The sequence below is a fragment of the Salininema proteolyticum genome, assembly GCF_042685645.1.
Taxonomy (GTDB): Bacteria; Actinomycetota; Actinomycetes; order Mycobacteriales; family Micromonosporaceae; genus Salininema; species Salininema proteolyticum.
Genome location: NZ_JBHUNX010000001.1, coordinates 1,103,203 through 1,124,033 on the forward strand (window position 1 = coordinate 1,103,203; position 20,831 = coordinate 1,124,033).

The 20,831-nt window shown below is 69.6% G+C and carries 19 protein-coding genes and 1 tRNA gene; 11 read left to right on the forward strand and 9 right to left on the reverse strand.

The genetic code is table 11. The features are described from left to right. Positions 1-43: 43 nt before the first annotated feature. Positions 44-2,797 carry a pyruvate dehydrogenase (acetyl-transferring), homodimeric type gene (aceE, locus tag ACFTE1_RS05215; protein WP_380618223.1) on the reverse strand — a complete coding sequence of 918 codons (2,754 nt, stop codon included), beginning with the start codon at positions 2,795-2,797 and terminating at the stop codon, positions 44-46. 370 nt (positions 2,798-3,167) lie between these two features. Here aceE and ACFTE1_RS05220 point away from each other — a divergent pair, with 370 nt between their 5' ends. Beyond that, on the forward strand, positions 3,168-3,632 hold the full coding sequence (locus ACFTE1_RS05220; RefSeq protein ID WP_380618224.1) for a peroxiredoxin: 465 nt from the start codon (positions 3,168-3,170) through the stop codon (positions 3,630-3,632). Positions 3,633-3,829: 197 nt separating this feature from the next. Here the strand turns inward: ACFTE1_RS05220 and ACFTE1_RS05225 are convergent, their stop codons facing one another. The 4 genes from ACFTE1_RS05225 to ACFTE1_RS05240 form a co-directional block, all read right to left on the reverse strand. Continuing rightward, positions 3,830-4,540 (reverse strand): alpha/beta fold hydrolase, encoded by a 711-nt coding sequence (locus ACFTE1_RS05225; protein WP_380618225.1) that lies wholly within the window; start codon positions 4,538-4,540, stop codon positions 3,830-3,832. Between the two features lie 114 nt (positions 4,541-4,654). Then, complete coding sequence (locus ACFTE1_RS05230; protein ID WP_380618226.1) at positions 4,655-5,311, reverse strand: Pr6Pr family membrane protein; 657 nt, start codon at positions 5,309-5,311, stop codon at positions 4,655-4,657. Positions 5,312-5,416: 105 nt separating this feature from the next. Beyond that, complete coding sequence (locus tag ACFTE1_RS05235) at positions 5,417-6,961, reverse strand: hypothetical protein (protein ID WP_380618228.1); 1,545 nt, start codon at positions 6,959-6,961, stop codon at positions 5,417-5,419. Then, the gene (locus ACFTE1_RS05240) at positions 6,958-7,446 is read right to left on the reverse strand and encodes a MarR family winged helix-turn-helix transcriptional regulator (RefSeq protein ID WP_380618229.1); all 489 of its coding nucleotides are present in this window, start codon (positions 7,444-7,446) and stop codon (positions 6,958-6,960) included. Before ACFTE1_RS05240 ends, ACFTE1_RS05235 begins: the two co-directional genes overlap by 4 nt. A gap of 115 nt (positions 7,447-7,561) precedes the next feature. Here ACFTE1_RS05240 and ACFTE1_RS05245 point away from each other — a divergent pair, with 115 nt between their 5' ends. From ACFTE1_RS05245 to ACFTE1_RS05260, 4 genes are all read left to right on the forward strand, one after another. Continuing rightward, positions 7,562-8,455: an EamA family transporter gene (locus ACFTE1_RS05245; RefSeq protein WP_380618230.1), complete on the forward strand. Its 894-nt coding sequence runs from the start codon at positions 7,562-7,564 to the stop codon at positions 8,453-8,455. Positions 8,456-8,485: 30 nt separating this feature from the next. Then, positions 8,486-9,103 (forward strand): NAD(P)-dependent oxidoreductase, encoded by a 618-nt coding sequence (locus tag ACFTE1_RS05250; RefSeq protein ID WP_380618231.1) that lies wholly within the window; start codon positions 8,486-8,488, stop codon positions 9,101-9,103. Positions 9,104-9,216: 113 nt separating this feature from the next. After that, complete coding sequence (locus tag ACFTE1_RS05255) at positions 9,217-9,837, forward strand: VOC family protein (protein WP_380618232.1); 621 nt, start codon at positions 9,217-9,219, stop codon at positions 9,835-9,837. A gap of 119 nt (positions 9,838-9,956) precedes the next feature. Further along, positions 9,957-10,028 (forward strand) — tRNA-Val (locus ACFTE1_RS05260). A gap of 360 nt (positions 10,029-10,388) precedes the next feature. Here the strand turns inward: ACFTE1_RS05260 and ACFTE1_RS05265 are convergent. After that, on the reverse strand, positions 10,389-11,798 hold the full coding sequence (locus ACFTE1_RS05265) for an amidase (protein ID WP_380618233.1): 1,410 nt from the start codon (positions 11,796-11,798) through the stop codon (positions 10,389-10,391). An 8-nt stretch (positions 11,799-11,806) separates the two neighbouring features. Then, positions 11,807-12,787: a D-2-hydroxyacid dehydrogenase gene (locus ACFTE1_RS05270; RefSeq protein WP_380618234.1), complete on the reverse strand. Its 981-nt coding sequence runs from the start codon at positions 12,785-12,787 to the stop codon at positions 11,807-11,809. A 93-nt stretch (positions 12,788-12,880) separates the two neighbouring features. Between ACFTE1_RS05270 and ACFTE1_RS05275 the strand changes: the two genes are divergently transcribed. The 3 genes from ACFTE1_RS05275 to ACFTE1_RS05285 are packed head-to-tail and all read left to right on the forward strand — an operon-like array spanning position 12,881 to position 15,090. After that, the gene (locus ACFTE1_RS05275; protein ID WP_380618235.1) at positions 12,881-13,630 is read left to right on the forward strand and encodes a maleate cis-trans isomerase family protein; all 750 of its coding nucleotides are present in this window, start codon (positions 12,881-12,883) and stop codon (positions 13,628-13,630) included. Between the two features lie 42 nt (positions 13,631-13,672). After that, the gene (locus ACFTE1_RS05280; protein ID WP_380618236.1) at positions 13,673-14,494 is read left to right on the forward strand and encodes a maleate cis-trans isomerase family protein; all 822 of its coding nucleotides are present in this window, start codon (positions 13,673-13,675) and stop codon (positions 14,492-14,494) included. Then, positions 14,419-15,090, forward strand: a complete 672-nt coding sequence (locus ACFTE1_RS05285; protein WP_380618238.1) for a GntR family transcriptional regulator — start codon at positions 14,419-14,421, stop codon at positions 15,088-15,090. The genes ACFTE1_RS05280 and ACFTE1_RS05285 overlap by 76 nt, the downstream gene beginning before the upstream one ends. A gap of 217 nt (positions 15,091-15,307) precedes the next feature. Here the strand turns inward: ACFTE1_RS05285 and ACFTE1_RS05290 are convergent, their stop codons facing one another. Together ACFTE1_RS05290 and ACFTE1_RS05295 are read right to left on the reverse strand one after the other, a co-directional pair. Then, positions 15,308-16,366, reverse strand: coding sequence for a tartrate dehydrogenase (locus tag ACFTE1_RS05290; RefSeq protein ID WP_380618240.1), 1,059 nt, complete (start codon positions 16,364-16,366; stop codon positions 15,308-15,310). After that, entirely contained in the window at positions 16,363-17,820 is a 1,458-nt protein-coding gene (locus tag ACFTE1_RS05295; protein WP_380618241.1) for an NAD-dependent succinate-semialdehyde dehydrogenase, read from the reverse strand. Before ACFTE1_RS05295 ends, ACFTE1_RS05290 begins: the two co-directional genes overlap by 4 nt. 139 nt (positions 17,821-17,959) lie before the next feature. Between ACFTE1_RS05295 and ACFTE1_RS05300 the strand changes: the two genes are divergently transcribed. The 3 genes from ACFTE1_RS05300 (at position 17,960) to ACFTE1_RS05310 (ending at position 20,728) form a co-directional block, all read left to right on the forward strand. Further along, positions 17,960-19,213: an aspartate aminotransferase family protein gene (locus tag ACFTE1_RS05300; RefSeq protein WP_380618242.1), complete on the forward strand. Its 1,254-nt coding sequence runs from the start codon at positions 17,960-17,962 to the stop codon at positions 19,211-19,213. Between the two features lie 12 nt (positions 19,214-19,225). Beyond that, the gene (locus tag ACFTE1_RS05305; RefSeq protein ID WP_380618243.1) at positions 19,226-19,726 is read left to right on the forward strand and encodes a DUF3830 family protein; all 501 of its coding nucleotides are present in this window, start codon (positions 19,226-19,228) and stop codon (positions 19,724-19,726) included. Positions 19,727-19,825: 99 nt separating this feature from the next. Beyond that, on the forward strand, positions 19,826-20,728 hold the full coding sequence (locus ACFTE1_RS05310; protein WP_380618244.1) for an arginase family protein: 903 nt from the start codon (positions 19,826-19,828) through the stop codon (positions 20,726-20,728). The last annotated feature ends 103 nt before the right edge of the window (positions 20,729-20,831 follow it).

The window sequence follows — 20,831 nt, forward strand, 5'->3', positions numbered from 1 at the left end:
CGGGGAAAGATCCCCGGCCCCTCTCACTCGACGGTGGGCGACTCTACGAGTCGCCTCCGGCCTCGCCCGCGTCGGCGGCGGTCGGGTCGGTGATCTGGTAGCGCTTGGCCGCCTCGGCGGCCTTCTCCGGCTTGACCTCGCCGGCCGCGGCCAGGCGCCGCAGCACTGCCACGACGGTCGACTCGGCGTCGATGTTGAAGTGGCGGCGCAGGGCGCCACGCGTGTCGGAGTGCCCGAAGCCGTCGGTGCCCAGCGACGTGTAGTCGCCCGGAACCCAGCGGCTGATCAGGTCCGGCACGGCCACCTGGTAGTCGGTGACGGCCACGAACGGCCCCTCGGAGCCGGTCAGCTTCTGCGTCAAGTACGGCACGCGCGGCTCGTTCTCCGGGTGGCGCAGCGCCTCCTTCTCCGCGTCGATCGCGTCGCGGTTCAGCTCGCCCCACGAGGTGACCGACCACACGTCGGCCGAGACGCCCCAGTCGGCGGCCAGGATGTCCGCCGCGTCCTGGGCGGCGGCCATGGCCGAACCCGACGTCAGGATCTGCGCCTTCGGACCCGAGGCCTCGGAGGCCCGGACCTTGTGGATGCCGCGGAGGATGCCCTCCACGTCCACGCCCTCCGGCTCGGCCGGCTGGATGATCGGCTCGTTGTAGACCGTCAGGTAGTAGATCAGGCTCTCCTGGCGCTCGCCGTACATGCGGTCGAGGCCGTCGCGCATGATGTGCGCGATCTCGTAACCGTACGACGGGTCGTAGGAGACCACGCCGGGGTTGGTGTGCGCCAGCAGCAGCGAGTGGCCGTCCTCGTGCTGGAGGCCCTCGCCGTTGAGCGTGGTGCGCCCGGCGGTCGCCCCGATGAGGAAGCCGCGCGCCATCTGGTCGGCGGCCGCCCAGATCGCGTCGGCGGTCCGCTGGAACCCGAACATCGAGTAGAAGATGTAGAACGGGATCATCGGCTCGCCGTGCGTGTCGTAGGAGGAGCCGGCCGCGGTGAACACGGCCATGGAGCCGGCCTCGTTGATGCCCAGGTGCATCAGCTGGCCCTGCTCGCTCTCCTTGTACGACAGGAACAGGTTGTGGTCCACCGGAGTGTAGTTCTGCCCCTTGGTGGAGTAGATCTTGTTGGTGGAGAACATCGAGTCCATGCCGAAGGTGCGGGCCTCGTCGGGGATGATGGGGACCCAGCGCTTGCCGGTCTCCTTGTCCTTCATGAGGTCCTTCAGCACGCGCACCAGCGCCATCGTGGTGGCGGCCTTCTGTTTGCCCGAACCGCGTTTGCCGGACTTGTAGGCCTCGTCGCCCGGCAGGTTCAGCGGGATGTGCGTCTTGTCGCGGGCCGGGATGTTCCCGCCCATGGCGGCCAGGCGCTCCTTGACGTACTCGGCCTCCGCGCTGCCCTCCTCGGGCTTGAAGTACGGCACCGAGTACGGGTCGGCCTCGATCTGTTCGTCGGTGACGGGCATGTCCAGCGTGTCGCGGAACAGCTTGATGTCGTCGACGGCCATCTTCTTCATCTGGTGGGTCGCGTTGCGGCCCTGGAAGGACGGTCCTAGCGTGGCGCCCTTGACGGTGTGCGCCAGGATGACCGTCGGCTGTCCCTTGTGCTGAGTGGCGGCCTTGTAGGCGGCGTAGACCTTGCGCTCGTCGTTGCCGCCGCGCTTGAGGGCCCAGATCTGCTCGTCGGTCATGTTCTCGACGAGCTTGAGGGCGCGCGGGTCGCGGGCGAACAGGTTCTCGCGGATGTAGCCGCCCGACTCGGCGCGCATCGTCTGGAAGTCGCCGTCCGGCAGCGTGTTCATGAGGTTGACCAGGGCACCGGTCGTGTCCGCGTTGAGGATCGGGTCCCAGCCGCGGCCCCACAGGGTCTTGACGACGTTCCAGCCGGCGCCCTTGAAGAACGCCTCCAGCTCCTGCACGATCTTGCCGTTGCCGCGGACCGGGCCGTCGAGGCGCTGCAGGTTGCAGTTGACGACGAACGTCAGGTTGTCCAGCCCTGCGTTGGCCGCGTACTGCAGCGCCCCGCGCGACTCCGGCTCGTCCATCTCGCCGTCGCCGAGGAACGCCCACACGCGCTGCTGCGAGGTGTCCTTGACGCCGCGGTCGGCGAGGTACTTGTTGAACCAAGCTTGGTTGATGGCGTTGATCGGCCCGAGGCCCATCGACACGGTCGGGAACTGCCAATAGTCGCCCATCAGGCGCGGGTGCGGGTACGACGGCAGGCCCCCCTGGGGACGCGACAGCTCCTGGCGGAAGCCGTCGAGCTCGTCGTCCGTCAGACGCCCCTCCACGAAGGAGCGGGCGTACATGCCCGGCGAGCCGTGGCCCTGGAAGAAGATCTGGTCGCCGCCGCCGGGGTGGTTGCGTCCCTGGAAGAAGTGGTTGTAACCGACTTCGTAGAGCGTCGAGGAGGACGCGTACGTCGAGATGTGGCCGCCCACGCCGACGCCGGGGCGCTGCGCGCGGTGGACCAGCATCGCCGCGTTCCAGCGAACGTAGTTCTGGATGCGCTGCTCGATGTCCTCATCGCCCGGGTAGTGCGGCTCCTCGGCCTCCGGGATGGTGTTGACGTAGTCGGTGACCGACGGGGAGCTGGGAAGCTCCACCTTCTTCGACTGCGCGTGCTCGACCAGCTTCTGCATGATGAAGCGGGCGCGGTCGGGTCCGGCGGTGCCGATAAGGCCGTCGAGCGAAGCCAGCCATTCGCTGGTCTCCTCCGGGTCGGCGTCGGGGGCGCCGATGGGCGCGCCGGCCGGACCAGAGTGGTTGTAATCCGTTGTCACGGGCTCTACCTCGTTCATTGATTCGGCGAAGTCGCCGTCGGCAGTCGGCGCATGCACCTCAGTGCGACGGCTGCCCGATGACTTCTGGTAAGGCAAGGTGTCTGTAGATTCTTACATCCTCACTCGAATCTACCGCGCGGTCCCTCTCGTTCGACCTCTTCGTGGGAGCTGAGTCACTCTCCCCGGGCGGGAAATGGCGAGCACAGGTCACACCAGTGCTCCAGGCGTCATTGACGCCATCCTGCCCGACCCGCGTCACAGTGCGCGAGTTACCGTGTGGGGACAGAACCGGACCATTCCGACGTGCGGCCGCCCAGGCGCACCAGGCACTCCGCGTCGCGCCTGACCTGCTGGACCGGACGGTCGCCGACACAGAAGGAGAACACGCATGCCGCTCGAAATCGGCGCCACCGCCCCCGAGTTCACCCTGAAAGACCAGAACAACCAGGAGGTCTCCCTCTCCGACTTCAAGGGGAAGAAGAACGTCCTGCTGGTGTTCTACCCGTTCGCCTTCACCGGCGTCTGCGAGGGCGAGATGTGCGGAATCCGCGACAACATCGCCGCCTACCAGAACGACGACACCGCCGTCCTGACCGTCTCGGTCGACTCGCCCTTCGCCCACAAGGTCTGGGCCGAGCGCGAGGGCTTCGAGTTCCCGCTGCTGTCCGACCTGTGGCCCCACGGCGAGGTCGCGCAGGCCTACGGCGTGTTCAACGACGAGAAGGGCATGGCCAACCGCGGCACCTTCGTCATCGACAAGGAGGGCGTCGTCCGCTTCAGCGAGATGAACATGCCCGGTGACGCCCGCGACCAGCAGGGATGGCAGAAGGCCCTTAAAGGGCTCTCCGCCTAGACCGCGAGCCGGGCCGCACGGCCCGAGCTCACGGGCGGAACCGCCTACACGGTCGAGAGCCGCCGCGCGACACGGTCGCGCGGCGGCTCTCTTCATGTCGGCTTGTGGGCTTCGCCGTGATCTCGCCCGAAATTCCATGCGATCCGCCGAGGCCACTTCGTGGGACGCCGTCCACTGTATGGAACGATTCGGGGCGTTCAGACGCCGGCGCGCTCCGCCAGCCAGGCGTCGACGGACCCCATGAAGGCCCCGAAGTCGTCGCGGTGAACGCAGTGGCCCGCCCCGGCCACCGTCACCACGTCGTATCCCTCGTCGGAGAGCCTTCCGGCGCTCGCCGGATCCACGCACAGCGACGGGTCCGCCAGTTGGACGAGCGACGGCACTGGCGGTGCCCCGGGGGCCCAGTTCTGGTCCATGAGTTCCATGCCCCGGAAGAACTCCACGTCGAACCGTCCGAAGCCCTCGAGCTCCGCGGCGATGTCGGCGTCGGACCACCGGGGGTTGAACTGCCGCACGGACTCGGCCGTGGACTCCTTCACCATCCGGGTCATGGCGTCGAAGGCGCCCGCCGGCACGGTCCCCAGGGGGAATCCGGGGTCGGAGTAGACGGCCCGCTTCGGCCGCAGCCGGTCGGCCGCCAGGGCCAGGGCGCGCCCGCCCATGGAGTGGCCGATGGCGAGGTCCGCCCCGGCGGGGAGGTTCTCCACCAGGTCGTCGCCGAGCGCGCGGTCGGAGTACTCGCCGCGGGGACTCCGGCCGTGGCCGCGCATGTCGATGGAGTGGACCTTGTAGCCGCGGCCGGTCAGGACGTCCTCGACCGCGTGCCAAGTGCCGTGGTCGGACATCGCGCCGTGGACGAGGAGGGCGGTCTTCGCGCCCGAGCCCGCCTCGTGGACATTCAGTTTCATGGGAGCCTTCCCTTTACTACCTCGTAAAGCAGGACGATGAAGGCTAACTTTACAACGAAACGGTCACTCTGCCTACCTTGCGGTAGGTAATATTTCGCCGTCGGCGGGAGCCCCTCACCTCACGTCCAACGTTCCCGACGGCGGGTGGGAAGCCCACCACAGGTGCCCCAACCAGCGCGTCGACCACGCCACGAGGGCCGAGAGGACGATGATGAACAGCGCGACGCCCGTGGCACCGGCCAAGGCACCGGGCCAGCCGGCCCCGCCCGTGGGGTCTAGGAACGGATACGGGTACCAGTCGCCGGCCAGCGGCCCCCGGGCCAGCGTGTAGGCGAGGTAGGCCGCCGGGAAGACCAGCCACCAGAGCCACTGGGGGAAGCGGACCGCGTGCGCGGGAGGGAACAGGATCCAGTCGAGCACGACTATCGCCGGAACCAGGCGGTGGAAGGCGAAGTCCAGGAAGGGCGGCGAGTAGGCCGCGACCTCGGCGATGTCGACCAGCAGCGCCTGGTAGACGGTCACCGTGGTCACCAGGTACACCACGACGGCGCCCCGCCAGGCGTCCAGCCTGCCGCTGCGGTGGCCCTTCCCGATGGCCCAGGCGCTCGCGGCGAAGACGAGGCCGGCGATCACATTGGACTGGACGGTGAAGAAGGAGACGTAGTTCGCGAGGCTGAAGCCCGGGCCCCACTCGGCGGCTATGGTCCCGAAGAAGACGGCGAAGACCAGCAGGGCCGTCAGACCGCGGTAGAGGGTGACGAACGTGCGCACTTCGGCCTCCGCTCTCTATGGGGCGGGAACCCGGTGGGCGTCGCCGGCCGCTCGGCGTGAGCCGCCACCGCCCTCCGCGGGCGGCAACCCGGTTCCCGGACAAGGTCACTCGAAGAGGCCTTCCGCGCTGTCCCGCAGGCGCTCGGCGAGTCGGCGAACGTCCGGCGCCTCGCCGAGCGTCCGAGGCCGGGCGCCCCGCCTGCCCGAATGGAGCACGGCGGAGACGCGGTCGGTCCCCAGTCGAACACTTATCGTAGCCGGGCCGACGCGCTGCCGCAGGCTGCTGAGCGAAGACATGAGGTCGGCAAGTACCAGCCGCTCGGAGAATGTGTCCACGGTGGCGTGTCCGGTCGGGGTGTCCAGGTCGCGCCGGGCGACGTCGGGGAAGCGGTTCCAGCAGTCGGCGGCCGCGGCCTCCAGGGAGTGGTGCAGGATCGCCACGCCCGAGGGCCGGAAGGGCTCGGCGAACGGGGTGACCCCCACGCCCCAGCGCTTTCCCGCGTGCGCGGTCCCCTCGTTCCGCCGGTTCGTCTCGTCGCGGATCGCCGCGTGCACCTCTCCTCCCATGGACCACACGAGTTCGGCGAGGGAGCCGAGCCGATCCGGCGGGGGAGGGGACACAATGGCGTAACCGCGCGCCCCGGCCGACTTCGCGGTGCACCGGGCGATGAAGGTGGCCTCCAAGTCCCGCGCCGAGGACCCCGCCGGCGCGATGACCGCCGCGTCGAGGAAGTCCGCGCCGACCGGAAGGTTCCTCCTGTCCTTGACGAGCGCGTAGTCGATGCCGTGGTCGAACAGGACGTCTCGCGGGCGCGGAACGTTCCTGAGTTCGTGGCGCGGGTCGCCGAACGACGTCGACCGCGGCAGCGGCGTGCCCGGCCCTCCGCGCACGGTCCGGTGGTCGGTGAACCCCGCGAAATCGGTGACCGTCCACGTGAAACCGTCGTAAAAGGATCCCCGGCCGGCGCACGAGGGACAGGACGTGCTCTTGTCGGGGCATTCACGTTCGGGGACCGGGTCTCCCCAGAAGTCGGGTTCGGGCCGCTCCCCGACGTCGTGCCACGCGCCGTTGCGCCAGACCGCGGCGCCGGCGCCGCCGTCGAAGAGCGCCTCTATACCGCCCAGGGACGATCCCTTCCAGCCGACGCCGTCGACTTCGGAGAGGTACCGGCCGGTGCCGCCGGGGAGCTTCTTGTCGATGCGGCCCCAGTCGTCCACGAGCTCCCGCCACTCCGCCGATTCCACCGCGGCACGCAGGGAGCGCTCGCGCGGGCGCGGGCGAGGCGGCAGGTCGTCCATGGGGGTCGCCACCTGCAGGGCCCAGCGGCCGTCCTCGTGCCAGATCAGAAGGTCGGCCGCAACGTCGGAGGCGAGCTTAGTCCAATGCCGCAGCTTCTCGACGGGGTCGGCGAGTACGAGATTGCCGCCCGCGACGACGATACGCGCCCGGCGCGGCAGGCCGTCCTCGCCGCGCGGGACGGGCCGGAGTGTGCGGCGAGCCTTCTTGTCCAGCGCGATGCCCAGGCGCTCGGCCGCCTCTTCCGCGGCCGACAGGACCTCGGTGTACTCGCCCTGCGCCTCCACCGCGGCCCGTTCGAAGCGCCCGCCGTCGCGGTCGACGACCCAGACCTCGATCGTCCCGGCCGTCATGCGCCGTTCCCGTGGATCTTCCGGAGCAGGCGATCGAACTCGCGGCGCTCCTCCTCGTCGAGGGGCGAGAGGACGTCGTCGAGGACGTCGACCTCTTCGCGGACCGCGGCCTCCACGGTCGCCCGGCCCTTCTCGGTCAGGTGGATGCTCAGGCTCCGCCGGTCCGCGGGGGCGGGGCAGCGCTCGATCATGCCGGACTCCTCCAGCCTGTCGAGCCTTCCCGTCAGCCCGCCCGAGGTGAGCATCAGCGACTCGGAGATCGCCTTCGGGGAGAGGGCGAACGGTTCGCCGCTGCGCCGGAGGGTCGCCAGCACGTCGAACTCGCCCCGGCCCAGCCCGTGATCCTTGAAGACCGCTTTCAGCCTGGGCGACACCAGCAGCCGCGAGATCCGGTGGACGCGTCCGATGGTGCCCATGGAGTCGGTGTGCAGGTCCGGAAGTTCGCGGTTCCACTGCTCGGTGATCGTGTCGACGGCATCGCTCATGTCCCCATTATTCACGGCGCCCCGCCTGTGCCCTGTCTTACCCGGAAAATACTTGACCCTAATTAGCTTAGTGCTAAGCTACTTTTATGCAAGCTACTTTCCGCGAGGTGCGGACATGAGAGTCCGCGATGTCGCCCTCACCGCCCTGGCCCCGCTCATGTGGGGATCCACCTACGCGGTGACCACCGAGTTCCTCCCACCCGACCGCCCCGTCCTGACCGCCTTCCTGCGCGCCCTGCCCGCCGGCCTCCTCCTGATCCTCATCTCCCGCCGCCTCCCCAGCGGCGAGTGGTGGTGGAAGTCCGCCGTCATCGGATTCCTCAACATCGGCGCCTTCTTCGTCCTCCTCTTCATCGCCGCCTACAACCTCCCCGGAGGCGTGGCCGCCGTGGCCTCGGCCATCGGACCGCTCGCCGCGGCGGGGGCGTCGATCCTCATCCTGCGCAGCCGCGTCCGCGCCCGCACCTGGGTGCTCGGCATCGTCGCGGTCTTCGGCATCGCGCTGGTCGCACTCACCGCCGACGCCCGCCTCGACCTGGTGGGCATGCTGGCGGGAGTCGCCGGGGCCGTGTCGATGTCCACCTCGACGGTGCTCACCAAGAAATGGGGCATGCCCCCGGACGCCGGGCCCGCCGCGATCGCCGGCTGGCAGCTGGCCTGGGGCGGGCTCTTCCTGGCCCCCGCGGCCCTCCTCATCGAGGGCTCCCTGCCGGCACTCACCACGACCAACCTCCTCGGATACCTCTACCTGGGCCTGATCAACACCGCCCTGGGCTACTGGCTCTGGTTCCGGGGGATCTCCCGGCTCAACCCCGTGGCCATCACCTTCCTGGGCATCGGGTCGCCCCTCTCGGCCGCCGTCATAGGACTGGCGTTCATGGGGGAGTCCTTCACCGCCCTTCAGGCGGCCGGATTCGTCATCGCCCTCGGCGCGGCCCTAGGGGCCCAACTGCAGGGCAGACCCGCGCCGCCGAAGAAGACCGAAGAGAAGTCCCTCGCCGGAGTCTGACCGCCCCACCCGAGAGAACAGGAGCACCGCATGAAGATCGCCGTACTAGGAGCCGCCGGACAGGCCGGTTCCCGCATCGTCGCCGAGGCCCGCTCGCGCGGCCACCACGCCACCGCCGTCGTCCGACGCCCGATCGAGTCCGACCACGTGATCGCCGACGCCTCGGACGCAGAGGCCGTCGGGCGCCTGGCCGCCTCGCACGACGCACTCGTCCACGCCGTCCGCCCGCCCTTCGGGCGGGAAGCGCTCTACGACCCGATCATGGAGAGCGTCCTCGCCGGCGTCCGCCCCACCGACGCACGGCTCTACGTTGTCGGCGGCGCGGCGGCGCTCCGGGTTCCCGACACCGGAGACCTTCTCAAGGACGACCCTCGGTACACGCACCCCGACTGGATGCCGACCATTGAGGCGAGCTACCGGCAGTACCTCATCTGCGCCGCCGAGGACCGAGCCGCCTGGACGTACGCCGCTCCGCCGGCCGAGTTCGAGCCCGGGAAGAAGCTCGGCGCCTACCGGCGGGGGAGCGGCGAACTCCTGGTCGGCTCCGACGGAAGGGCGCGGCTCTCCATGGAGGACTTCGCGCTCGCGCTGCTGGACGAGATCGAGACGCCCACGGTCTCCCGGTCCATGATCACCTTCGCCTACTGACCGGCCGTTCGTGCCGGGCCGTCCCTTGCGGCTCGGCCCTTGGGACGCCTCCTTCCTCGGGCCGGCGCGACACGCCCTCGCGCTCCCGTACCGGACCGTCTACCATCGCGACCATGGCAGTACTCGATCACCTCGTCCTCGCCACGCCCCGACTCGAAGAGACGGTGGAGGACATCGCCGGGCGCCTGGGAGAGACCCCCGCGCCCGGCGGTCGCCACGTCGGCCTCGGAACGCGCAACCATTTGCTCGGGCTCGGCCGCGGCGCCTACCTGGAGATAGTGGGGCCCGACCCGGAACAGCCCGAACCGGAGTTCCCGCGCCCCTTCGGCATCGACTCGCTCGACCGGGCCTCCATCGTCACGTGGGCCGTTCGCACCGACGATATCGAAGGCGCGGTCTCTTCCGCGCGCTCCGTCGGCCGCGACCCGGGGGACGTCCGTCCGATGTCGCGGAAGACCCCTGGCGGCGACCTTCTCTCCTGGCGCCTGACCCTCGACGAAGACGGCACGCACTCCGGCGTGGTCCCGTTCCTCATCGACTGGGGCTCAACGCCGCACCCCTCCCGGGGCCTGCCGGTCGTCCCGCTGGAGAGCCTGGAGGTCACCCACCCCGCACCCTCCGAGGCGGAGAAGAGCCTGCGCGCGCTGGGTGTCGGCCAGACCGTGACGGAAGGGGCGCGACCTGCGCTCGTCGCCCGCCTCTCGACCGAGTCCGGTTCCGTCATTCTCACCTGACCTGCCCATTCGCCGGGAGTCGTGCCCGTGCTCGCCATCACGCCCGGTGCGCGTCTCGCTGGGGAGCTGCGACTCCATGCTGTACCATGGTTCTCGTTGCCGATTTCGGCGGCGGACACGGGTACTTAGCTCAGCGGTAGAGCACTGCTCTTACAAAGCAGCGGTCACTGGTTCGATCCCAGTAGTGCCCACCGGTGAAAAGGGCCCCGGAGGAACTTCCTCCGGGGCCCTTTTTTGGGAACAGCCAGTGGTAAATGGACGCTCATTCGGCGTCGGAACACCCGTTGGCGATCTCCTCATCCCACATCAAAGCCCCGTTCTGAACGACGGGCCTTATTCGGTGGCGGTCGATCCGCGCAGTCGCCGACGGGTACTTGCGACGCAGGATCTCCATGACGTCTCTCGGATGAACCCCGCCTTCGACTGGCATCGAGCCACAGGTCTTTCGCCCGGTACGAACCATGGCACGTCGGACACCGGCCTTGGCTCAACGGTTGCCCCGGCTCCGGTCGAAGTTACGTGGTTCGCTAGGGAAACTGCACGGTCGGCGGCTATCGGGAAACCGCCGGATGCACAGTCGCCTCCGGAAGGACCTCCTCGGCCAGCTTGGCGACGGCGAGCACCAAGTCGTCGGAGTGACGCGGCCCTATGATCTGCATGCCGACCGGGACACCACTCGACGTGAACCCGGCCGGGACGCTGATCGCCGGCTGCCGGGTCATGTTGAACGGGTAGCTGAATCCGGCCCACCGCTGCCAACTGGACAGTCCGCTCCCCGGCGGGACGTCGTGTCCGGCCTCGAACGGCTGGACCGCCACCGTCGGCGTGATCAGGACGTCGTGGTGGGTGTGGAACTCGCCCATGCGAATGCCGAGCGCCGCACCCGCGGCGAGCGCGTCGAGATACTCGCCGGCGGAGTAGGTCATCCCTTTCTCCCAGACCCGGCGGAGGCCGCTATCCACCTTCTCGGCCGATCCCTCGGGGAAGCTGTCCAGCCACTTGGCCGCACCGGCGGCCCACAGCAGTTCGAACGCCTCCACCGGGTCGTCGAACCCGGGGTCGGACTGCTCCACGTGCAGTCCCGCCTCGTTCAGCGCGGCCACCGCCGAGCCGACGATCTGACCGACCTCGGGGTCCACGTCGAGGTAGCCGAGGTTCGGAGAGTACGCCGCGCGCAGCCCGCGCACGTCCCGCCGGACCGCCTCCCGGTAGGCGGCCAGCAGCGGCGGCAGTGCGGTCGGGTCGCGGTAGTCGGGAACCGCGAGCACGTCCAGTAGGAGCGCGACGTCGTCCACCGAGCGCGCCATCGGGCCGGCGTGCGCGAGCGGCCCGAACGGGCTCGCCGGGTACAGCGGGATCCGGCTGCCGGTCGGCTTGAATCCGACGATGCCGCAGAACGAGGCGGGTATGCGCACCGAGCCGCCGGCGTCGGTGCCCACCGAGAGCCCGCCCATCCCGGTGGCGACCGCTACCGCGCTGCCGCCGCTGGAGCCGCCCGGGGTGAGGTCGGGGTTCCACGGGTTGCGGGTGATGCCCTCCAGCGGGCTGTCGGTGACCGCCTTCCAGCCCAGTTCCGGAGTGGTGGTCTTGCCGAGCAGGACCAGCCCGTGCTTGCGCAGCCGGGCGGTCGCCGGGCTGTCGGTGTCCCAGGCCTGTTCCGGGTCGATGCAGCGGGAGCCGCGCAGCGTCGGCCAGCCCCGGGTGAGGAACATGTCCTTGATGGAGGCGGGCACGCCGTCCAGCCATCCGATGGGGTTGCCTTCGAGCCAGCGAGCTTCGGACTCCCTGGCGCTGTCGAGTGCCGCTTCCGGGTCGACCAGGCAGTAGGCGTTGTAGGCGCCGTCGAGCTCGTTGATCGCCTCCAGCGCGGCCTCGGTGGCCTCGACAGGGGACAGTTCTCGCGTCGCGTAGGCGGCGGCGAGCTCGCTCGCGGTCGGCAGGGCACTGGTGTTCGCTGGCATGTCTCTCCTCAGGCCGCTGTTGACGGCACGTAACCCAGGTTTTTGTCCACGACGTTCTGCAACGGCCGGCCCGCGCGCCATAGGTCGAAGTTCTCGGCGAACCTTTCGACGAGGACGCTGCGCCAGCCGACGGCGTCGCCGGACATATGCGGCGACACGAGCACGTTCTCCATGCGCCAGAGCGGGCTGTCGGCCGGAAGCGGTTCGGTGTCGAACACGTCGAGGGCGGCGCCCGCGATCTCGTTCGCGCGCAGCGCGGCGATCAGGTCTTCGGTGACCACCAGTTCGCCGCGGCCGACGTTGATGAAGCGGGCGCCGGTCTTCATCGCGGCGAAGGCCCGCGAGTCGAAGACGCCCTTGGTCTGTTCGGTCAGCGGGGCGACCGCCACCACGTAGTCGGCTCCGGGCAGGCGACTGAGCAGCGCCGTCGACGGATGCACGACGCCGAAGTCCGGATCGTCGGTGCGCGCGGTGCGGCCGATGCCGGTGACCCGCATTCCCGCGGCGCGCAGCATTCGGGCGATGGCCCTGCCGATCGGGCCGGTGCCCATGACCATCGCGTGCCGCCCCTCGACGCGTTCGGTCTCCCGGTGCAGCCACCGGGCCTCGTCCTGCAGTCGCAGGGAGCGTGCGAAGTCCTTGGCGAAGGCGAGCACGGCGCCGAGGACGTACTCGGAGATCGGGGCGTCGAAGACTCCGCGGGAGTTGGTGAGCACCACGTCGCTGTCCCTCATGCCGGGGAAGATGACCGGGTCCACCCCGGCGCTGGCTATGTGCACCCAGCTCAGCCTGTCCGCGGCATGCCAGGCGCCGGGCACCGCGGTGGAGAGGAAGTCGTAGACGAACAGCACGTCGGCACCGGTCAGGGCGTCGGCCAGGCCGTCGTCGTCGGTGTAGCGTACCGTCGCGGACCGCTCGATGCGTTCCATGCCGTCGGGCGGTTGATCGCCGCATAGAACCGTTATCGCCGGAGAATCCTCGCCGAACATGTTTGACATTCTATGATCTAGTCGTATGATTGTCAACAATCCGAGGATTCGCCCCCGGAGGTCACTTCCGTCGAGTTCACCGGAGGCTGTGCCTTGGATTTGACTAAACTCGATTTCCTTGAAGTCGACGGCCCGCTGGCTCAGCGGGGAATCGGCGTGATCGCCCCGTTCGACCTGGCCCTTGAGCGAGAGCTGTGGCGTTGGGTGCCGATGGAGGTATCGCTGCACCTGGCGCGAACGCCGTATGATCCGCTGCCTGTCAGCATCGACATGGCCCGGCTGGTCAGCGACAGCAGGCACATCGCCACGGCCACGCGGGACGTGCTGGCCGTGGAGCCCGAGGTCGTCGCCTACCTGTGCTCGTCGGGCAGCTTCGTCAACGGGGTCGCCTACGAGCGTTCGCTGGTCAAGGCGATCTGCGACGCCGGCGCGCCGGCCGCGGTGACCACCTCGGGCGCGTTGGCCGAAGTGCTGCAGCAGCTCGACGTCCAGCGGATCTCGGTGCTGACGCCGTACGACGCCGACTTGACGGCCAAGCTGCACGACTTCCTCGCCGAGCTGGGCGTGGAGACGCTCTCCAGCGATCACCTCGGTCTCGGCGGCGGCATCTGGAAGGTCGGCTACCGCACCATCGCCGAACGGATCATCGCGGCCGACCATCCCGACGCCGAGGCCATATTCGTCTCGTGCACCAACCTGCCGACGTACGACCTGATCGAGCCCCTCGAGTCCGCGCTCGGCAAGCCGGTCCTCACCGCCAACCAGCTCACCATGTGGGCCTCTCTCAAGCGGATGAACCTCCCGAAGGTCGGCCCGGGGGAGTGGCTGCGCGACGTTACGTGAAACGATCTTGTATTATTGTCGACAATACAGGTGGAGGAGCTTATGACGACTATCGGCATGGTCTACCCCGATCACGCGGCCGAGGACGACTACCCGCTCGCGGAAAAGCTGCTCGGCCCCGACCTGAGGCTTCCCGTCGCGCACATCTACGGGACCGATCTGCACGCGGTCCCCGAACTGCTCGACCTCGGGGCCCCGCACCGGCTGGCCGAAGGCGCGCGGCTGTTGGCCGGACACGACCCGGAGGCCGTCATGTGGGCCTGCACCAGCGGCAGCTTCGTCTACGGCTGGCAGGGCGCCGCCGAGCAGGTGGCGGGACTGTCCGAGGCGGCGGGCGGGCTGCCCGCCTCGAGCACCTCCTTCGCGTTCGTGCACGCCGCGCGGGCGCTGCGGGCGCGCAGGGTCGCCGTGGTCGCGAGCTACCCCGGCGACGTCGCCGCGCTGTTCGCGGGGTTCCTCGCCGCGGGAGGCATAGAGGTCGCCGCGATGTCCAGCCACGACATCGACACCGCCGCCGCGGTCGGCAACATGACCCCGGAGGCCGTCACCGCTCTGGCGATCGAGTACGACCGGCCCGGCACCGACGCTCTGCTGGTCCCGGACACCGCGATGCGCACCCTCGCCCTGGTGAACACACTGGAAGAACGCATCGGCAAGCCGGTGCTCACCGCCAATCAGGTGACCATCTGGGAAGGCCTGCGCCTGGCGGGGTCGTCGGCGACGTCGGACTCGCTCGGCTCGCTGTTTCGCGTCCCGCCCGGGGAAGCCGCAGTAGGAGGCGAATTACCATGGACATCGCCGGCATCGAACCGGTCGACCGGGAATCGACGGCGGGCATCATCGCCGACCGGCTCCGCGAAGTGATCATGAACGGCTCGCTGCCGCCGGGAACCCAGCTCGGCGAGGCCGAGCTGGCGCGCCGCTTCAACGTGTCGAGGGGCCCTCTGCGGGAGGCGATGCAGCGGCTGGTGTCCGAGGGCCTGCTGCGCAGTGAACGGTACCGCGGGCTGTTCGTGATCGACCTCGAACCCGGCGATGTGCGCGACATCTACACCGCGCGCACCGCGATCGAACGGGCCGCCGTGATCGAGGTGATGAACGGCGACCGCGAGCGAACGGCCGCGCTCCTCGACGAGGCGGTGTCGGCGATGGTCGCGGCCGCCGAGGACGACGACCCGACCGCGCTGTCCGACGCGGACCTGCGCTTCCACGAGGTCCTCATCGGAGCCTCGGGCAGCAGGCGGCTGGCCCGGATGGCACGCGTCCTGCTCACCGAGACCAGGATGTGCCTTTCGCTGCTCCAGACCACGTACCAGCGGGTCGACGAAAGGGTGGTCGAGCACCGCCGGATCACCAAGGCCATCCGGGACGGCGACACGGAGGCGGTCCTGGCCCTGCTGGAAGACCACATGGAGGACGCCGTCGGCCGCCTGGCACCGGGGACGACGCTCCGCGGCTAAGTGGCTAGGTGTCCGCTCAGCTGCTCCACAGGGCGTCATCTCGCACCGATCCTGTCGGCGGATGGGCGGAAGCCCTATCGGCCGCCACGATCGGCACGATCTAACGCACTGTGAACCACCTGGGCTCCTTCCAGCTCCCACGCCGCGACGCAAGCGCGCGGCTCTACCAAGACCTGACCAGTTACGCGAGGTCTCTCCGGCGCGGTGCCGCCACGCCTCATCTGAGCGCGGCCGCGATCGCCGAGCCGAGTGCGGCCGTGGTGCCCGAACCGCCGAGGTCCGGAGTGACGGCGGACCGTTCGGCCAGCACGTCCGACACGGCCCGGTCCACAGCCCGCGCCGCCTCGGCCTCACCCAGGTGCTCCAGCATCATCGCCCCCGCCAGCACCTGGGCCACCGGATTGGCGATGCCCTTCCCCGCGATGTCCGGCGCGCTGCCGTGCACCGCCTCGAACATGGAGGGGTGATCGCCCGGCGGGTTGACATTGCCCGACGGCGCCAGCCCGAGGCCGCCGGTCACCGCGGCGGCGAGATCGGAGAGGACGTCGCCGAACAGGTTCGAGCCCACCACCACGTCCAGCCGCTCGGGATGCTGCACCATCCGCGCGGCGAGCGCGTCCACATGGCATTGTTCACTATAGATATCCGGGTACCCGGCCGCGACTTCGGCGAAGATCTCGTCCCAGAACGGCATCGAGTGGATCAGCCCGTTCGACTTGGTCGCCGAGCACACCCGCCCGGACCGCTCCCCGGCGAGCTCGAAGGCGAAGCGGACGACCCGCTCGACGCCGACCCTGGTGAACACCGACTCCTGAATCGCGAACTCGCCCGGCTGACCGGCGTTGTGCCGCCCGCCGATCGCCGAGTACTCGCCCTCGGAGTTCTCCCGCACGATCACCATCTCCAGTTCCTCGGCGGTGCGGCCGGCCAGCGGGCTCTCCACGCCCGGCAGCAGCCGCACCGGCCGCAGGTTCACGTACTGCGCGAACGCCCGACGCACCGGGATCAGCAGGCCCCACAGGGACACGTGGTCCGGCACGCCGGGGAACCCGACCGCGCCGAGCAGGATCCCGTCGAACGCCGACAGCCGCTCGATGCCGTCCGGCGGCATCATCGAGCCGGTTCGGGTGTATCGCTCGCAGCTCCAGTCGAACTCCGTCCACTCCAGGCCGAACCCGTGCCGCTCGGCGGCTCGGTCCAGTACCTTCCGCGCCTCGGCGGTGACGTCGACTCCGATGCCGTCGCCGGGAATGCTCGCTATGCGGTGGATCTTCACAAGGCCACCGCGATGTACTTGGTCTCCAGGAACTCGTCGATGCCGACGGTGCCTCCCTCGCGGCCGAGGCCCGACTGCTTGACCCCGCCGAACGGCGCCGCCGGGTTGGACACGATGCCCTGGTTCAGTCCGACCATCCCGGCCTCCAGCCGCTCGGCGACTCGCAGCGCGCGCTTGACGTCGCTGGTGTAGAGGTAGCTGACCAGGCCGTACTCGGTGTCGTTGGCGACGCGGACCGCTTCGTCCTCGGTGTCGAACACCGAGATCGGGGCGACCGGTCCGAAGATCTCCTCCTGGCCCATCCGGGCGTCGGGCGGCACGTCGGCCAGCACCGTCGGGCGGTAGAAGTGGCCCGGTCCGTCCACGGCCGAACCGCCGGTCAACACCGTGGCGCCGCGTTCTGCCGCGTCGTCGACCAGGCCGGTCACCTTCTCCACCGCCGCTTCGTCGATCAAGGGCCCGACCACGACGCCCTCCTCGGTGCCGCGCCCGATCGGCTGCTCGGCCATCCGCTCGGCCATCCGGCGGGCGAACTCCTCGGCCACGTCCCGCTGTACGTAGAACCGGTTGGCGGCGGTGCACGCCTCGCCGATGTTGCGCATCTTGGCCAGCATCGCTCCGTCGAGGGCCGCGTCCAGGTCGGCGTCGGCGAAGACGAGGAACGGGGCGTTGCCCCCCAGCTCCATCGACGTGCGCAGCACCTTCTCCGAGCACTGCTCGAGCAGCTTGCGGCCGACCGCGGTCGAACCGGTGAAGGACAGCTTGCGCGCCCGGCCATCCCGGATCAGCGGCTCCATGACGCCGCCCGAGTCGGTGGTGGTGAGGACGTTGAGGACGCCGTCCGGCAGCCCGGCGTCGGCGAGGATCCGGGCGAGCGCGAGCATGCACAGCGGGGTCTGCGAGGCGGGTTTGATCACCGAGGTGCAGCCGGCCGCGATCGCCGGGCCGATCTTGCGCGTCCCCATGGCCATCGGGAAGTTCCACGGCGTGATCAGCAGCGAGGGTCCGACGGGCTGCTTGGCCACCAGGAATCGGCCGGTGCCGTTCGGGGCCGTGGCGTAGCCGCCGTCGATGCGGACCGCCTCCTCCGCGAACCAGCGGAAGAACTCCGCGGCGTAGGCGATCTCGCCCCGCGCCTCGGCCAGCGGCTTGCCCATCTCCAGGGTCATCAGGAGCGCCAGCTCGTCGACCCGGGACGTCAGCTCTTGATAGGCCCGGCGCAGGATCTCGCCGCGTTCGCGCGGCGGGTGGCTCGCCCACGAATCCTGGGCGGCGACGGCGGCGTCCAGGGCCGCGACGCCGTCGGCGGGAGAGGCGTCGGCGATCTGGCACAGCGCTTCGCCGGTGGCGGGATCGTGCACCGCGAAGGTCTTTCCCCCGTCGGCCGGAACCCATCTGCCGCCGATGAACAGCACCTTGCCGACGCCTTCGACGACGCTGGTTTCACTTGGCATCGGATCTCACTCCTTCCTCGCTTTCAGCGTCCCGCGGTTGCCACGCGGGCTGAAATATAATATTGTCAACAATCTACAACCCAAGCCTACTCGGCTTGGCAACGCCCGAGGACGCAGCACCAGTTAGGAGCACACCGCCATGGCTCAGCTCTCACCACTGCTCAAACAGGCGACGCCGGTCGTCGCCGACCACGGCGAGGGCGTCCACCTCTATGACGCCGAGGGGCGCCGTTATCTGGACTTCACCGCGGGGATCGGCGTGACGAGCACCGGCCACTGCCACCCGCGGGTGGTGCGGGCCGCTCAGGAACAGGTCGGCAAACTGATCCACGGCCAGTACACCACGGTGATGCATCAACCGCTGCTGGAGTTGACACGCCGACTGGGCGACGTGCTCCCCGCCGGGCTGGACTCGCTGTTCTTCTCCAACTCCGGCAGCGAGGCCGTCGAGGCCGCGCTGCGGCTGAGCCGGCAGGCGACCGGCCGGCCGAACATCGTGGTCTTCCAGGGCGGCTTTCACGGCCGGACCGTAGCGGCCGCCTCGCTGACCACCTCCGGCACCCGTTTCAGCGCCGGCTTCTCGCCGCTGATGTCGGGAGTGCACATGGCGCCGTTCCCCTACGCCTACCGCTACGGCTGGGACGAGCGCACCGCCACCGAGTTCGCGCTGCGGGAACTGGACTACCTGCTCGCCACCGCGACCTCGCCCGACGAGACCGCCGCGTTCTTCATCGAACCGGTGCTGGGCGAGGGCGGCTACGTCCCGGCCAACACCGAGTTCCTCGCCGGACTCCGCCGGCGCGCCGACGAGCACGGCATCCTGCTGGTACTCGACGAGATCCAGACCGGCTTCGGACGCACCGGCGAGTTCTGGGGCCACGACCACTTCGGCGTGCGCCCGGACATCGTGCTGATCGCCAAGGGCCTGGCCAGCGGATTCCCGCTGTCCGGCATGGCCGCGTCCGAGGAGCTGATGTCCCGCGCCTGGCCGGGTTCGCAAGGCGGCACCTACGGCGGCAACGCGGTGGCCTGCGCCGCGGCGGCCGCTACCCTGGACGTGATCCAGGAGGAGGGACTGGTCGCCAATGCCGCGGACCGCGGTCTCCAGTTGCTCGAGGGGGCGCGGCATGTCGGCGAGAAGACGCCGGTGGTCGGCGACGTCCGCGGTCTCGGCCTGATGGTCGGCTCCGAGTTCACCACTCCGGACGGCGAGCCGGACACCGCGACCGCCCAGGCGGCGCAGAAGGAGGCCGCCGCACGAGGCCTGCTGCTGCTCACCTGTGGCGCCCACATGAACGTGGTGCGGATGATCCCGCCGCTGATCGTAGACGCCGCGCAGGTCGACGAGGCGCTCGACATCTGGTCCGAGGTCCTGGCCTCGGTCGTCGAGTAGAGAGGCTCCACTATGGCTCGTCATATCACGATCACCCTGGAGAAGCGGGGCGTGTCCTGCCGCGCCGCACTGCTGGAGGCCGAGGCCCCGCGCACCTGCGCCGCGGTGTGGGACGCCCTGCCGCAGAGCGGCGCCGCCTACCACGCCAAGTACGCCCGCAACGAGGTGTACACGCTGGTGCCGCCGTTCGCCGATCCCAAGGTCGGAATGGAGAACCCCACGGTCACTCCGATTCCCGGCGACGTGGTGTACTTCGGATTCGAGGCCTGGCAGATCGGCAATCCCGCCTACGGCTACGACGAGGGCAGTGAGGCGCACGGCAATCAGGGCGCCACCGACCTGGCGATCTTCTACGGCCGGAACAACCTGCTGATCAACGGCGACGCGGGCTGGGTGCCCGGCAACGTGTTCGCGACCATCGTGGAAGGGCTGCCGGAGATGGCCGCCGCCGCGCAAGACCTCTGGCTGCGCGGCGTCGAAGGCGAGACCCTGTCCTTCGCCAGAGCGCAGTGAGCTTCTCCGGGGAAAGCGAACGAGCGGCCGCAGTTGCTCCGGGCGATCGGTCCGGTCGTGCGGTCATCGCTTGTCGCCCGCCCCGGATAGCGTGGTTCCATGCAGCGAAGCATTGCGATTCTCGACGCGCCCTCCAACCTGGGGCTCCGGCCTCCGGAGGAGGGGTCGGTGCCCGGCTGCCACAAGGCGCCGGGCGTCCTGCGAGACCTCGGAATAGTGCGGCGGTTGGAGGCCGAGGACGCGGGAGTGCTGACGGCGCCGCGTTACCGGCCGCACCGGGAATCGGGGCGCGTCCGCAACGAGGGCGCGATCGCGGACTACTCGGCGGCGTTGGCCGACCGGCTCGGCCCGATGCTGGACGACGGTTCGTTTCCGCTGGTGCTCGGAGGAGATTGCAGCATCGTCCTGGGCATCGCGCTGGCGCTCAAGCGCCGGGGGCGGCACGGCATGGCAGTCCTCGACGGCCTGGACTACCGGCACCCGGGCAACAGTGAGGCCTACGGTTCGGTCGGGGGTGAGAACCTGGCACTGGCCACGGGCCTCGGCGGAGCCTTGACGGACCTGGAGGGCGCCCGCCCTTACCTGCGTCCAGAGGACGTCGCGGTGGCGGGCCTACGTCCGGACGACGAGTTCGCCGAGGAGGCCGCGGCCGCCGGTATCCTCCTTGTCGAAAGCGGTGCGGTGAACTCCGATCCGGTCGGTGCGGCGGAGCGCGTCCTGGACACCGTCGCCCGAGACGGCGTCGACGGATTCTGGATCCACCTGGACGCCGACGTCCTCGATCCCTCCGTGATGCCGGCCGTGGACACGCCCGAACCGGGAGGTTCGTATCCGCCGGAAACCGCGGCGCACCTGGCGCGATTGATCGCGTCTCCCGCGGCGCTCGGCATGGACGTCGCCATTTACGACCCGGACTCGGACGGAGATCTGAGCGCGGGCCGCGTCTTGTGCGATCTGGTCGTAGAGGCCTTCGACCTCGCCCGAGGACCGTTGCCGCAATGAGAGCGTGGAGGGAATTCGTGGCGGAGGCGGAACCTCCGCCACGACGACTCCCGTGTGGTTCCGGGAAAGGCTTGACAGCCCCTCCCGGAACTTGTAATTTGAT

Excerpts from the sequence above, each read along its gene's own strand:
- ACFTE1_RS05250 (WP_380618231.1), top strand. The coding sequence starts at position 8,486 with ATGAAGATCGCCGTACTAGGAGCCGCCGGACAGGCCGGTTCCCGCATC.
- aceE (WP_380618223.1), bottom strand. The coding sequence starts at position 2,797 with ATGAACGAGGTAGAGCCCGTGACAACGGATTACAACCACTCTGGTCCG.
- ACFTE1_RS05295 (WP_380618241.1), bottom strand. The coding sequence starts at position 17,820 with ATGCCAAGTGAAACCAGCGTCGTCGAAGGCGTCGGCAAGGTGCTGTTC.
- ACFTE1_RS05225 (WP_380618225.1), bottom strand. The coding sequence starts at position 4,540 with ATGAAACTGAATGTCCACGAGGCGGGCTCGGGCGCGAAGACCGCCCTC.
- ACFTE1_RS05310 (WP_380618244.1), top strand. The coding sequence starts at position 19,826 with ATGCAGCGAAGCATTGCGATTCTCGACGCGCCCTCCAACCTGGGGCTC.
- ACFTE1_RS05220 (WP_380618224.1), top strand. The coding sequence starts at position 3,168 with ATGCCGCTCGAAATCGGCGCCACCGCCCCCGAGTTCACCCTGAAAGAC.
- ACFTE1_RS05245 (WP_380618230.1), top strand. The coding sequence starts at position 7,562 with ATGAGAGTCCGCGATGTCGCCCTCACCGCCCTGGCCCCGCTCATGTGG.
- ACFTE1_RS05235 (WP_380618228.1), bottom strand. The coding sequence starts at position 6,961 with ATGACGGCCGGGACGATCGAGGTCTGGGTCGTCGACCGCGACGGCGGG.
- ACFTE1_RS05240 (WP_380618229.1), bottom strand. The coding sequence starts at position 7,446 with ATGAGCGATGCCGTCGACACGATCACCGAGCAGTGGAACCGCGAACTT.
- ACFTE1_RS05305 (WP_380618243.1), top strand. The coding sequence starts at position 19,226 with ATGGCTCGTCATATCACGATCACCCTGGAGAAGCGGGGCGTGTCCTGC.
- ACFTE1_RS05255 (WP_380618232.1), top strand. The coding sequence starts at position 9,217 with ATGGCAGTACTCGATCACCTCGTCCTCGCCACGCCCCGACTCGAAGAG.
- ACFTE1_RS05285 (WP_380618238.1), top strand. The coding sequence starts at position 14,419 with ATGGACATCGCCGGCATCGAACCGGTCGACCGGGAATCGACGGCGGGC.
- ACFTE1_RS05270 (WP_380618234.1), bottom strand. The coding sequence starts at position 12,787 with ATGTTCGGCGAGGATTCTCCGGCGATAACGGTTCTATGCGGCGATCAA.
- ACFTE1_RS05265 (WP_380618233.1), bottom strand. The coding sequence starts at position 11,798 with ATGCCAGCGAACACCAGTGCCCTGCCGACCGCGAGCGAGCTCGCCGCC.
- ACFTE1_RS05300 (WP_380618242.1), top strand. The coding sequence starts at position 17,960 with ATGGCTCAGCTCTCACCACTGCTCAAACAGGCGACGCCGGTCGTCGCC.
- ACFTE1_RS05280 (WP_380618236.1), top strand. The coding sequence starts at position 13,673 with ATGACGACTATCGGCATGGTCTACCCCGATCACGCGGCCGAGGACGAC.